Origin of the sequence: Streptomyces sp. NPDC046727 (assembly GCF_040645635.1) — a bacterium.
In the GTDB taxonomy this organism is placed as follows: domain Bacteria; phylum Actinomycetota; class Actinomycetes; order Streptomycetales; family Streptomycetaceae; genus Streptomyces.
Genome location: NZ_JBEYYR010000036.1, coordinates 25,730 through 37,863 on the forward strand (window position 1 = coordinate 25,730; position 12,134 = coordinate 37,863).

The window sequence follows — 12,134 nt, forward strand, 5'->3', positions numbered from 1 at the left end:
CCCCCCTGCACCCCCGTCGTCCAGCGTCTCTCCGCTGACATAAAGTGTCAAAAGGGGGCAAACCATCAGGCTCCGGCGACCGATGCCAGATAGGCCGCCGTTTTCTCCGGCTCGTAGAAGAAGTCCTCGAAGTCGGCCGGGTCGTCGAAGGCGTTGGCGAAACGGTTCGCCACCGGCTGCAACTGGCCCGCCGCGCCGAGGAGGTTCAGGACGTGCTCCGGCGGCGGCGCCAGCATCGCGTTCGTCCACTTGGTGACGTGCTGGGCGGTGGCCCAGTAGCGGTCGAACGTCTGCCGCATCCACGCCTCGTCGAACGGCTCGTCCCCCCGCTCCAGGATCGACGCGAGGTACGCCGCCGCGCACTTGGCCGCCGAGTTGGAACCCTGCCCGGTGATCGGGTCGTTGGCGACGACCACGTCGGCCACGCCCAGCACCAGCCCGCCGCCGGGCAGCCGGCCGACGGGGTTGCGGACGGTCGGGGCGTAGCGGCCCGCGAGCGTGCCGCCGGCGTCGGTGAGTTCGGCCTTCGTGGCCCGCGCGTACTCCCAGGGCGTGAACGTCTCCATGAGTTCCAGGGTCAGGGAGAGGTGCTCCGCCGGGTCCTTGACGCCGTTGAAGACATCGAGCGGGCCGCCGGGTATGCCCTCCCAGAAGAGGATGTCGGCGCGGCCGGACGTCGTCAGCGTCGGCATGACGAACAGCTCGCCGACGCCCGGGACCACGTTGCAGCGGACCGCGTCGAACTCCGGGTGCTCGGGGCGCGGGCCGAGGCCGTGGACGTACGACACGGCCAGCGCGCGCTGCGGCTCGGTGTACGGGGAGCGCTCCGGGTCGCGGGCGAACATCGACACCAGCTCGCCCTTGCCGGCCGCGACCAGGACGAGGTCGTAGGTGCGGGAGAAGTAGTCCAGGTCACCGACCGCCGCGCCGTGGATGACCAGCTGGCCGCCGCGCTGCGCGAAGGTCTCCATCCAGCCGGCCATCTTCACCCGCTGGTCGACCGACTGCGCGTACCCGTCGAGCCTGCCCACCCAGTCGATCGCCCGCTGGGTGGGGCCCGGGTCGTGCGAGCCGGGGGCCGCGACCGAGACGCCGAGTCCCTCGATCTTGGGGGCCTGGGACTCCCAGAAGTTCAGCTGGAGATCGCGCTCGTGCCCCAGCGCCGTGTCGAACATGCACTGCGTCGACATGACCCGGCCGGAGCGGATCTCGTCCGCCGTCCGGTTGGACATGAGGGTGACCTCGTACCCGTGCGACTGGAGTCCGAGGGCGAGCTGGAGTCCGGACTGACCGGCTCCGACGACGAGTATCTTCCGCATGCGGGGGTGTTCTCCTACTCGGGGGTGACGTCCAGTGCGTGGCCCACCAGGGACAGCAGGGTCTCGATGACCGAGATCCGGCGGCGCGCGTCCATGATCATGACAGGTATGTGTGCGGGAACGGTGAGGGCCTCGCGCACATCCTCCGGTTCGAACCGCTCGCTGCCGTCGAAGTGGTTGACCGCGACGACGTACGGCAGCCCGCAGCTCTCGAAGTAGTCCAGCGCCGGGAAGCAGTCCTTCAGGCGGCGCGTGTCGGCCAGGACGACCGCGCCGATCGCGCCACGCACGATGTCGTCCCACATGAACCAGAACCGCTGCTGGCCCGGCGTGCCGAACAGGTACAGCACCAGGTCGTCGTCGAGCGTGATGCGGCCGAAGTCCATGGCCACGGTGGTGGTCAGCTTGCCGGGCGTCGAGGTGAGGTCGTCGGTCTCCTCGCTCGCCTCGGTCATCAGGGCCTCGGTCTGCAGGGGCGTGATCTCCGAGACGGCCGTGACCAGCGTGGTCTTGCCGACGCCGAAGCCGCCGGCCACGACGATCTTCGTGGCGATGGGGGCGCGGCTGCGGTCCGTCTGCCAGGACTTCAGATTCTCGTCCGTGGCCTCACCGATGTTCTCAAAGACGACGGAGTCCACTCAGCACCCTTTCGAGCAGAGCGCGGTCCGGGCGGCCGGTGCCGTGACCGGTTCCGGTGCCGTACACACGGATCTTTCCCTGGTCCGCGAGATCGCTCAGGAGCACGCGGACCACGCCGAGCGGCATCTTCAGCAGCGCGGCGATCTCGGCCACCGTGCGCATACGGCGGCACAGTTCGACGATGGCCCGCATCTCCGGCATGACCCGGGTGGAGAGCGGCGCGCTCGTCAGTTCCTTGCGCTCCTCCGGTGCCTCCAGCGCCGCCACGAATGTCTCCACGAGGAGGACGTGGCCGAAGCGGGTACGGCCGCCGGTGAGCGAGTAGGGGCGGACGCGGGCGGGTTTGCGGTCGCCGCCGCGCACGGGGAGTTTCGGCGCGCCGCTCATCGGGCGCTCCCCGTCGACTCGGCTTCCAGGGATTTTCGCAGCTCGCTGCGGAGTTCGGGGGTGAGGACATGGCCGGCGCGGCCCACGAACAGCGCCATGTGGTACGCCACCACGCTCATGTCGCACTCCGCGGAACCGTGCACGCCGAGCAGTGAGCCGTCGCTGATGGACATCACGAACAGGCTGCCCTCGTCCATCGCGACCATCGTGTGCTTGACCGCGCCGGACTCCAGCAGCTTGGCGGCACCGATGGTGAGGCTGCCGATGCCGGAGACGATGGTCGCGAGGTCGGCGGAGGAGCCGCGGGGTCCCTTCGCCGGGCGGGCCTGACGGGACTGCTCGGTGTGGCCGGGGTCGGACGACAGGAGCAGCAGGCCGTCCGAGGAGACCACCGCGACGGACTGGATGCCGGGTACTTCCTCGACCAGGTTGGTCAGCAGCCAGTGCAGGTTGCGGGCTTCACTGCTCAGTCCGTAGGTAGTGGGCGCGGTCAACTGCTTGCCTCCTCGGCTGTGCCCCCCGTGGATTCTTCGGCGTGTGCGTAGCTGGTCGGCCGCTGGTTGTTGGCCGTCTGTTCGGCGATCTCCGCCTCTACGTCGCGGTAGCCGGCCTCGGCGCCGCGGCGGAAGCCGCCGAGTCTCCTGCGGAGGGCTTCGGCGTCCACGGTGCCGGTTCGCCGGCGCGGGGCCGTGGGCGTGGCGGTGATCTTGGGTGTGCGCTTGGGGAGGCCCTTGCTGGTGAGCAGCTCCTCCGCCTCGGCCTGCGGCGCTTCGGCGGGTTCGTACGCCTCGGCTTCGCCTTCGGCGTCCGGGTTCCCGCCCGCACCACTCGTGCTGGTTTCGTCGTCGGGTGCGGGTGGCCCCTGTGGGGCGTCCTCGCCGTCCGCGGCAGACACGTCCGGGAGGAGCAGCTCCATCGTCGTCTCGGTGTAGGTCTCCGCCGGGGCCTTCGGGCGGGTCTCCGTGTCCTCGGCGGGCCGGCCGGCCTGCTCGTGGGCGTCCTGCGGTGACTGCTCCGGTGCCTCCTCGGACGCCTCCCGCATGGCCTGCTCCACCAGGGCGACCAGGGGGTCCTGGTGCTTCGTGCGGGCCGGGAGGACGTTGGAGTTGGCCTCGGCGTCGGCACCGGGCAGGGTGAGTGTGCCCGTGGCGCCGGGGCCGGCGGTCCGGGGCGGGAGCGCGGTCGCGGGGGCCTCGGCGAGGAGGGGGGCCGGGAGGACGACCACCGCCGCGATGCCGCCCTGCTTCTGTGCGCGTAGCTGGACGCGGACGCCGTGCCGGTGGGCGAGGCGTGCGACGACGTACAGGCCGAGGCCCAGGCCCTCGTCGTCTTCCTGGCCGTAGAGGGACTCGGGGTCGAAGTCGGTGAGGCGGGCGTTGAGGCGGGCGAGGCGGTCCTCCGACAGGCCGATGCCCTCGTCCTGGACCGACAGCATGACCTCGCCCGACTCCAGGAGCCAGCCGGAGACCTCCACGGGCAGGTCCGGCGGGGTGAACGAGGTGGCGTTCTCCATGAGTTCGGCCAGCAGGTGGGAGAGGTCGTCGGCGGCGAAGCCCGCGATGTGGGCGTGCGGGGGCAGGGCCGCGATGCGGACGCGCTCGTAGCGTTCGATCTCGCTGACCGCCGCCCGGACCACGTCGACCAGCGGCACCGGTCCCGGGTGCTGCTGGACGTGCTCGGTGCCGGCGAGGACCAGGAGGTTCTCGCTGTGCCGGCGCATGACCGTGGCGAAGTGGTCGAGTTTGAAGAGCGTGGCGAGCCGCTCCGGGTCCTGCTCGCGGTCCTCCATGCCCTCGATGACCGCCAGCTGGCGCTCGACCAGGCCCAGCGTGCGCAGGGCCAGGTTGACGAAGGTGGAACCGATGCTGGTGCGCAGCCGCTGCAGCTGGGCGGCGGACTCGGCGAGCTGGGCCCGGAGTTCCTCACGGGCGTCGGCCATCTTCTGGCGCTGGCCGACCAGGTGCTTGCGGTCGGCCTCCAGGGTGGCCACGCGCTCGTGCAGGGTGACGGCGTGGGCGTGCAGGGCGTTGACCGAGCGGACCACCTGGGCGAACTCGTCGTTGCGGCCCGTGAAGGTGATCGGCTCCTGGGTCGCCGGGTCCTCGGACGCGGCGAGGCGGGCCGAGCCGCGGCGCAGGACCGACAGCGGGCGGGTCAGGGTGCGGGCCATGGCGGTGGCGATGCCGACCGCGACCAGCATCAGCGCGCCGAGGACGGCGACGCGGATCTCCAGGGCGGTGACGTCGTCGTCCCGGAGCTTCTCGAGGTCCTTGGTGCGGTGCACGTAGAGCGCGGACTCGGCGCCGCGCATCAGGTCGACCCGGGCGGACAGGGCCGCGTCCAGCTTCTTGGTGTCGGCGGTCAGCTCGCTGTCGGCGAGCGTGGGCTGGTCGGTGAGCGTGGCCAGGTACTTCTCCGCCGAGTTGACCTCGGGGCCGGTGACCGTGGAGTCGTACGAGTCCACGGCCGGCTTGGGCGCGGTCGCGCGGAAGCCGGCGAGGGACGCGTCGGCGCGCAGGCGGGCCTGCTGGGCGGCGACCGTGAGCGCGTCGCGCTGCTTGCGGTCGGCGTCGGTGGTGGTGGCGGTCGTGGTGGGCAGGCCGGTGGTGGGGTCGATCACCGTCCGGCTGCCGGTCGGGATGTTCAGCGCGGCCAGCAGCAGGCCGCGGGCGGCGGCGGACTGCTGGACGGCGGAGTCCAGTTCGGCGAGGGAGTAGGCGCCGGAGCCGGCCCGCGGGGGCATCTGCTCGGCCAGCTGCTCGGCGAGCCGGTGCAGTTCGGTGATCGTCGCCGAGTACGCCTGGTGGGCCTGGAGGGCCGTGGTCTTGCCGGTGAGGGCGGCCCGGCGGACGGCGTCGATGCCGTCGAGGTCGCCGCGCAGGCCCGCCGGGGTGTCGGTGTCGGCGCGCAGCTCCTCGACCTCCCGGTCCACGCGGGCGCTGCGGTCCTCGGAGGGCGCTTTCGACTTGGGGCGCCCCGCCGCGATGTAGGCGGTGACCTCGTCCCGCTCGTCGGCGAGGGAGTGGGCGAGGGTGAGCGCGTCCTGGGTGCGCGAGGCGAGCGTCACCAGTTCCTGGGAGTCGCTGACGTCCTGGGAGGCGGTGAGCAGCGCGGGGGCGCCGGCCCCGGCCACGGCGGCGGCCACCACGGCGACGGCGACGATCAGCCGGTTGCGCACATGAGTGGGGCGGCCGGTGCCCACGGGGGTCTGGGGGACGGTCCCCTCGGGGGCCGTCTGCCTGCCTGTGCGCCGAGGCCGCTTCTTCTGCACCGGTGCTCGCATTCCTGAACTCGTCTACCCAGGGGCCGGGTGGCGCCCCGTCATCTCGGTGCCAAGTGGTGCGAACACCCGGTTCGTATGGTTCCCGACCCTCCCAGCGCCGGTGGGCAGTGGTCGCGCATCACCTGACCCGCCACCCGAAGGAGTGAACATCGGAGGGGAGTTGACGGGCAAGTTCCTCCGGCGCGTGCGGGGCCGCCCCGCGGCAGGCCGGTTGGACGCACGCGGCTGGCTTTGACAGTATTCGCCGCCACGCCTTCCCGGAGTGGATCATTCCTGCCCAAACCAGGCGCCTGACCTGCGTGGTCGTGAGAATTCACCGGTGGGTGCCTGCCTTTGGCGCGAGCGGTGAAGACCTCGTGCAGACTGGCCGGATGCGCACTGATCTGGTTTCGGAACCCGGCGACGCGACCCGGCCCAACGAGGACTTCGCCGGTGTCGGACTTCCCGCCTCCGGACAGGGAGGTTGCGTGATCGTCCTGGACGGAGTGACTCCGCCCAGGGGCGGGACGGGCTGTCTTCACTCGGTCCCCTGGTTCACCGCGCGGCTGGGCGGCGCGCTGACCGAACTGACCGTTTCCGGCCGAGATCTGACGCTCCCGGAGATTCTCGCGCGGGCGATCCGCCGCACCGCCGAGGCCCACGCGGACACCTGTGACCTTTCTCACCCGCGAACCCCCCAGGCGACCGTCGTCCTGACCCGCTGGTCCCCCACCGCGGTCGAGTACCTCGTGCTGTCCGACTCCGCGCTGCTGGTACGAGGTCCTGACGGGGCCGTCACCCCGGTGCTGGACGACCGGCTGGCCCGGCTCCCCCGCTCCGCGCTCGCCACCGACGCCCACATCGACGCGTGTCTGCGGAACAAGGAGGGCGGCTTCTTCACGGCCGCCGCCGATCCCGCCGTGGCCGCCCGGGCGGTCACCGGCTCCCTGCCCCGGCACGAGGTCCGGGCGCTGGCCGCGCTGACGGACGGCGCGACCCGCTGGACGGAGAAGTTCCGTGAGGGCGACTGGACGGCCCTGTTCGAGGTGATCGCCAAGGAGGGTGCCCGGGCGCTGGTCGAGCGGGTACGGGAGCTGGAGACGGCGGACCGTGCGGAGCGGGCGTTCCTGGGGCGGAGCAAGACCCACGACGACGCGACGGTGGTGTACGCGGAGCTGTGAGGGGCCGCACCGGGCCGGGGCGCGCTACTTCGCCATGACGTCGTTCAGCTCGTGCAGCAGCCGGGCCAGCTCGGAGACCTCGCGGCGGTCCCAGTGGGCGAGCTGGCGGACGTAGCGGGCGCGGCGGGCCTCGCGGACCGTGCCGACGCGGCGGCGGCCCTCCTCGGTCAGGGTGACGAGCCAGGCGCGGCCGTCGGCCGGGTCGGGCTCGCGGGCGATCAGGCCCAGCTCCTCCAGGGCGCGCAACTGGCGGGACATGGTGGCCTTGCCGACGCCGATGTAGGCGGCGAGCTCCGTGGCCCGCTGGCCGCCCAGCTCGTCCAGCCGGATCAGCAGGCCGTACGCGGAGGACTCAAGATCGGGGTGGACCTCCCGGGCCATCTCGCCCTGGTTGGCCCGGGCGCGCCGGAGCAGCACGGTCAACTCGCGCTCCAGCGCCAGGAATTCCTGGTCTGCACCACTGGGCGTCATCTGGCCGGCGGCGCCAGGTGCGCCGCCGTTTCCGTCCTCGTGCACGTCAGCACCCCTGCTCGGTTTCGCTGTACTGAAAGTTTCTGTCAAACGTCGTCATTGCCGCAGCTCCGTAAGTATTTCGCAGGCGTAGACCAACGGCGTCCTCCGGACCCCCTTCCCACGCCGTCATCTACGTGCGTAGCTTCTTTACCACGCATTTAATGGCATGCCCACGCCAGTGGGCCGGCGGTCAGTGCCACCACCCCCCACGCTGCTTCCCCCCACTTCTTCTCCCCGGAGGCACGTCATGCCCGTGCTCAGACCCGGCTCCCCTCGCCCCCTCCCCCCACGCCCCCTCGCCGCCCTCGTCACGGCCCTGCTCGCGGCGCTCTCCCTCACCCTCCCCCTCACCTCCGCCCAGGCCGCGACCACACCCGGCCGAGGCTCGGCCTCCATGGGCATGGGCGTCCTCGCCCACGACGGCCGCAGCGGCACCCCCAGCACGGGTGACGTCACCCAGACCGAGGGGGTGGACGTCTCCGGCCACCAGGGCAACGTCGCCTGGTCGACCCTGTGGGGCAGCGGGGTGCGCTGGGCGTACACGAAGGCCACGGAGGGCACCTACTACACGAACCCGTACTTCGCCCAGCAGTACAACGGTTCGTACAACGTGGGCATGATCCGCGGTGCCTACCACTTCGCCACCCCGGACACCACCAGCGGCGCCACCCAGGCCAACTACTTCGTCGACCACGGCGGCGGCTGGTCGAGGGACGGCAAGACCCTGCCCGGCACCCTCGACATCGAGTGGAACCCGTACGGGGCCGCCTGCTACGGGAAGACCGCGAGCCAGATGGTCAGCTGGATCGCCGACTTCATCACCACCTACAAGGCGCGGACCAGCCGGTACCCCGTGATCTACACGGCCACCACCTGGTGGACCCAGTGCACCGGCGACTACGGCGGCTTCGCGGCGAACAACCCGCTGTGGATCGCCCGGTACGCCTCCGACCCGGGGACCCTGCCGGCCGGGTGGTCGTACTACACGATGTGGCAGTACACCTCCTCCGGCCCGACCGTCGGGGACCACGACAAGTTCAACGGTGCCCTGGACCGGGTGCAGGCCCTGGCCAACGGCTAGGCCCTGTCGTTCGGATCGTCCCGGCCGGGGCCCGGAGGTCGCACGCGGCCTCCGGGCCCCGGCCGTCCCTGCGTTGGTGCTCGGCGGCGGCCGGGATCATGCTGGTCAGGAGAGCCTGCCGAGCAAGGGCGAGATGAGCGGCGATGGAGCGACAGCCACAGTCGACGTACACGGCCACGGCCACCATCGATGAGCAGGGCATCCTGACCGGCTGGAGCGACGGCGCGCGGCGGCTGCTCGGCTACGACTCCTCGGCGGTCGTCGGCCGGCCCGCCACCGCGCTGCTCGCCACCGACGGCTCGGCGGTCCGGCGGGCGCTGACCGGCCGGAACCGCTGGAACGGCACCCTCCCGCTGCGCCACCGGGACGGCCACCACCTGGAACTGAGCGTGCTCGCCCACCGCCGGACCTCGGACGCCGGAGTCACCGAGTGGCTCCTGGTCAGCGCCGTGCCGGCCCGGCCCCAGCCGCCCCGGGGCGAACCCCTGGAGGAGTGGACGTTCCTCCAGTCCCCCTTTCCGCTGGCCATCTTCGACGCGGACCTGCGCCTGGTGCGCGCCAACCGCCGGCTGGAGCACACCTTCGCCCTGCCCGAGGCGGCGATGCGCGGGCTGCGGTTCACCCACATCGTGCCGGGGGCGGCGAGCGAGGAGGTCGAGCGGTCGATGCGGCTGGCGCTGGAGTCCGGCCGGCCGCAGGAGACGGGGGGCCGCCTGGGCCCGGACCTCGCCGCGCCCGCCCTCCTCACCCCGCTGAAGGACGCCGACGGCCGGGTGCGGGCCGTCTGCCTGTCGGTGGAGACCCCGGACTCCGCCGCCCGGCAGCGCTCCCCGGACGAGTCCGGCTCGCACGCCGGGACGGCGGCGGAGCAGACCCGCGCCGCCCAGGAACTCGGCGAGGTCACGGTCCCCCGGCTGGCCGACGTGATGGCGGTCGACCTGCTGGACTCCCCGTGGACCGGCACCGAGTCCGCCGGACGGCGGCCGGACCAGGTCGTCCTGCGCCGGGCCGCCCTGCGCGCGGCCCCGGACGGCGACGGGCCCGCCTACGGCACCGGCGTCGGCGAGGCGATCGTCTGCCCGGCCGACTCACCGCCGGCCCGGTGTCTGACGGTGTCCCGCCCGCTGCTGTACGACACGTCGGACCCGGCCGTCGCCGAGTGGGCGGCGCTGGACCCGGGCGCCGCCTGGCTGCGCGCGTCCGGGACGTGCTCCCTGCTGGCCGTACCCCTGCTCGCCCGGGGCGGCACGCTCGGCGTGGCCCTGTTCGGCCGGCAGCGGGCACGGGAGCCTTTCGGGCCGGAGGACCTGCGGCTCGCCGAGGAGTTCACCGCCAGAACGGCGGCCGGTATCGAAGAGGCCCGCGACCACGCCCGGGCCCGCACCACCACCATGGCCCTGCAGCGCAGCCTCCTCCCGCACACGCTGCCCGAGCAGGACGCCCTGGAGATCGCCACCCGCTATCTGCCGGCCGCGACCGGGGCCGGTGTGGGGGGCGACTGGTTCGACGTGATCCCGCTGTCCGGGGCGCGGGTGGCGCTCGTCGTGGGCGATGTGGTGGGCCACGGCATCCGCGCCTCCGCCACCATGGGCCGGCTGCGGACGGCGGTGCGCACCCTGGCCGACGTCGATCTGCCGGCCGACGAGCTGCTGACCCACCTGGACGACCTGGTGCTGCGGCTGGCCGCCGACGAGGGCAGCGCGGACCCGGACGCCGATTCCGCCGGCGGCATCGGCACCACCTGCCTGTACGCCGTCTACGACCCGGTCTCGCGCCGGTGCACCGCGGCCCGGGCCGGGCATCCGCCGCCCGCCGTGGTGACCCCGGACGGCACCGTCCGCTTCCTCGACGTGCCCGCGGGGCCGCCGCTGGGGCTGGGCGGGCTGCCCTTCGAGGCGGTCGAGACGGAACTGCCCGAGGGCAGCCTGCTCGCGCTCTACACGGACGGGCTGTTCGAGGCCCGCGACCACGACATCGACGAGGCGCTGGACAAGATGTTCGCCGCGCTCGGCCGCCCGGCGAAGTCGCTGGACTCGGTGTGCGACCGGGTGCTCACCGACCTGCTCAGCCACCGCCCCGACGACGACATCGCCCTGCTGGTGGCCCGTACCCGGGCCCTGCACGAGGACCGGGTCGCCTCCTGGGAGCTGGGCAGCGACCCCGCCGTCGTCGCCGTCGCCCGCCGGTACGCCGACGAGCAGCTGGCCTCCTGGGGCCTGGACGAGGCCACCTTCACCACCGAGCTGATGGTCAGCGAGCTGGTCACCAACGCCATCCGCTACGGCCGCCCGCCCATCCGGCTCCGGATGATCCACCAGAACAGCACCCTGATCTGCGAGGTGTACGACTCCAGCGGCACCACCCCGCACATGCGCCGGGCCCGGACGTTCGACGAGGGCGGCCGGGGCCTGCTGCTGGTCGCCCAGCTCGCCGAGCGCTGGGGCACCCGGCACGACAGGGTCGGCAAGACGGTGTGGGCGGAGCAGTCGCTGGCCGCGCCCTGACACGGCACTACCCCGCCGGGAGGGGCGGGGCAGTGGCCGGTCGTCCGGGGCGAGGGGCGTCGGGCTGATCAGCCCTGGGTACCGCCCTGGGTGTTGCCCTTGCCGCCACCCTGCGTGCCGCCCTGGGTGTTCCCGGAGCCGCCGCCCTGGGTACCGCCCTGGGTGTTGCCCTTGCCGCCACCCTGAGTGCCACCCTGGGTGTTCCCATCGCCGCCACCCTGGGTGTCGCCCTGCGTGTTGCCGTTACCGCCACCCTGGGTGCCGCCCTGCGTGTTGCCGTTACCGCCACCCTGGGTGCCGCCCTGCGTGTTCCCGTTGCCGCTGCCCTGCGTGCCGCCCTGGGTGTTGCCGTTGCCGCTGCCCTGGGTGCCACCCTGCGTATTGCCCTGGCCGCCGATCTGGGTGCCACCGATGGTGTTGCCCTGGCCTCCGATGATGGTGTTGTTGACGATGTTCGTCACGTTGTTCGTCACCTGGGTCACCGCAGCGGGCGGCAGCCCGAGCTTTTGGGCCTCCGCCTTCGCCTGGCGTCGTCCGATGTCGGCCGCCTGCTTCGGGGAAGCGCCCTTGCTCACCGCCTGCCGTGCCGCTGCCGCCCCCTTCGCCGCGGCCGCCGCGGCGTCAGCTGCCGTGGAGCCCGAAGCCGATCCGGACGACGCACACCGGACCGTGCCCACGGCCACCGGACCACGGCCGGTGACGTCGGTCTTGACGTCGCCCTTCGGGCCGGCGGTGACACGGGAGATCTTCTTGCCGTCGCGCTTGACGTCATACGCCTTCTTGGCGTGGAAGCCCTTACCGCGTATCACCCCGTCCTCCAGGCTGCATGCCGCCGCATGAGCCGCGTGCGGAGCAGCCAGAGCGGTCTGGGCGGCAGCCACCCCCGCCGTTCCGGCGAGCACCGCGGCGGCGCAGGACAGACCGGTGATACGCGCGATGTGCTTCTTCGTGGCCATGAAAATCTCCTTTGAATGATCGACCCGGAATCTTTCCGGCCGAGTTCTTTACCTGCCATCAGATTGCCCGATTTCGGGCGCCCGGAGAAAGTTACGGGGATTCGGGGCTTGACAGGTGGGATGCCGGTGATATTCTGCATCGCTTTTGCGCGAGGTCGATCTCCGGCCGGATCGTGAAAGCGCGGGACGAGAACAGGTCGTGGCCCCGCGGAGGAAACCTCCGCGGCGGCCGAGTTCGACGTACATGCTCAGGCCCGCGAAGGAGGCGCCGCGGGCGCTGATGCCCGGGCCC

Annotated in this window: 10 protein-coding genes; 3 read left to right on the forward strand and 7 right to left on the reverse strand. The window is 72.3% G+C overall.

The window, feature by feature from the left end; genetic code table 11:
- Positions 1-65: 65 nt before the first annotated feature.
- The 5 genes from ABZ937_RS33360 to ABZ937_RS33380 are packed head-to-tail and all read right to left on the reverse strand — an operon-like array spanning position 66 to position 5,616.
- Positions 66-1,319, reverse strand: coding sequence for a styrene monooxygenase/indole monooxygenase family protein (locus ABZ937_RS33360; protein ID WP_361697338.1), 1,254 nt, complete (start codon positions 1,317-1,319; stop codon positions 66-68).
- 14 nt (positions 1,320-1,333) lie between these two features.
- On the reverse strand, positions 1,334-1,957 hold the full coding sequence (locus tag ABZ937_RS33365) for an ATP/GTP-binding protein (protein WP_361697340.1): 624 nt from the start codon (positions 1,955-1,957) through the stop codon (positions 1,334-1,336).
- On the reverse strand, positions 1,938-2,345 hold the full coding sequence (locus tag ABZ937_RS33370) for a DUF742 domain-containing protein (RefSeq protein WP_361697342.1): 408 nt from the start codon (positions 2,343-2,345) through the stop codon (positions 1,938-1,940). The genes ABZ937_RS33365 and ABZ937_RS33370 overlap by 20 nt, the downstream gene beginning before the upstream one ends.
- Positions 2,342-2,839: a roadblock/LC7 domain-containing protein gene (locus tag ABZ937_RS33375; RefSeq protein ID WP_361697344.1), complete on the reverse strand. Its 498-nt coding sequence runs from the start codon at positions 2,837-2,839 to the stop codon at positions 2,342-2,344. The genes ABZ937_RS33370 and ABZ937_RS33375 overlap by 4 nt, the downstream gene beginning before the upstream one ends.
- A complete protein-coding gene (locus tag ABZ937_RS33380) occupies positions 2,836-5,616 on the reverse strand; it encodes a nitrate- and nitrite sensing domain-containing protein (protein ID WP_361697346.1) in 2,781 nt (926 codons plus the stop codon). The genes ABZ937_RS33375 and ABZ937_RS33380 overlap by 4 nt, the downstream gene beginning before the upstream one ends.
- Before the next feature lie 383 nt (positions 5,617-5,999).
- On the opposite strand from ABZ937_RS33380, the gene ABZ937_RS33385 reads away from it, so the two are divergent.
- Complete coding sequence (locus ABZ937_RS33385; protein ID WP_361697348.1) at positions 6,000-6,788, forward strand: protein phosphatase 2C domain-containing protein; 789 nt, start codon at positions 6,000-6,002, stop codon at positions 6,786-6,788.
- Between the two features lie 24 nt (positions 6,789-6,812).
- Here ABZ937_RS33385 and ABZ937_RS33390 read toward each other — a convergent pair whose 3' ends face one another.
- Positions 6,813-7,304 (reverse strand): MarR family transcriptional regulator, encoded by a 492-nt coding sequence (locus ABZ937_RS33390; RefSeq protein ID WP_361697350.1) that lies wholly within the window; start codon positions 7,302-7,304, stop codon positions 6,813-6,815.
- Between the two features lie 244 nt (positions 7,305-7,548).
- On the opposite strand from ABZ937_RS33390, the gene ABZ937_RS33395 reads away from it, so the two are divergent.
- Positions 7,549-8,382 (forward strand): lysozyme, encoded by an 834-nt coding sequence (locus ABZ937_RS33395; RefSeq protein WP_361697352.1) that lies wholly within the window; start codon positions 7,549-7,551, stop codon positions 8,380-8,382.
- Between the two features lie 143 nt (positions 8,383-8,525).
- Positions 8,526-10,886 (forward strand): SpoIIE family protein phosphatase, encoded by a 2,361-nt coding sequence (locus ABZ937_RS33400; protein ID WP_361697354.1) that lies wholly within the window; start codon positions 8,526-8,528, stop codon positions 10,884-10,886.
- A 68-nt stretch (positions 10,887-10,954) separates the two neighbouring features.
- Here the strand turns inward: ABZ937_RS33400 and ABZ937_RS33405 are convergent, their stop codons facing one another.
- A complete protein-coding gene (locus ABZ937_RS33405; protein WP_361697356.1) occupies positions 10,955-11,842 on the reverse strand; it encodes a hypothetical protein in 888 nt (295 codons plus the stop codon).
- Between the last annotated feature and the right edge of the window lie 292 nt (positions 11,843-12,134).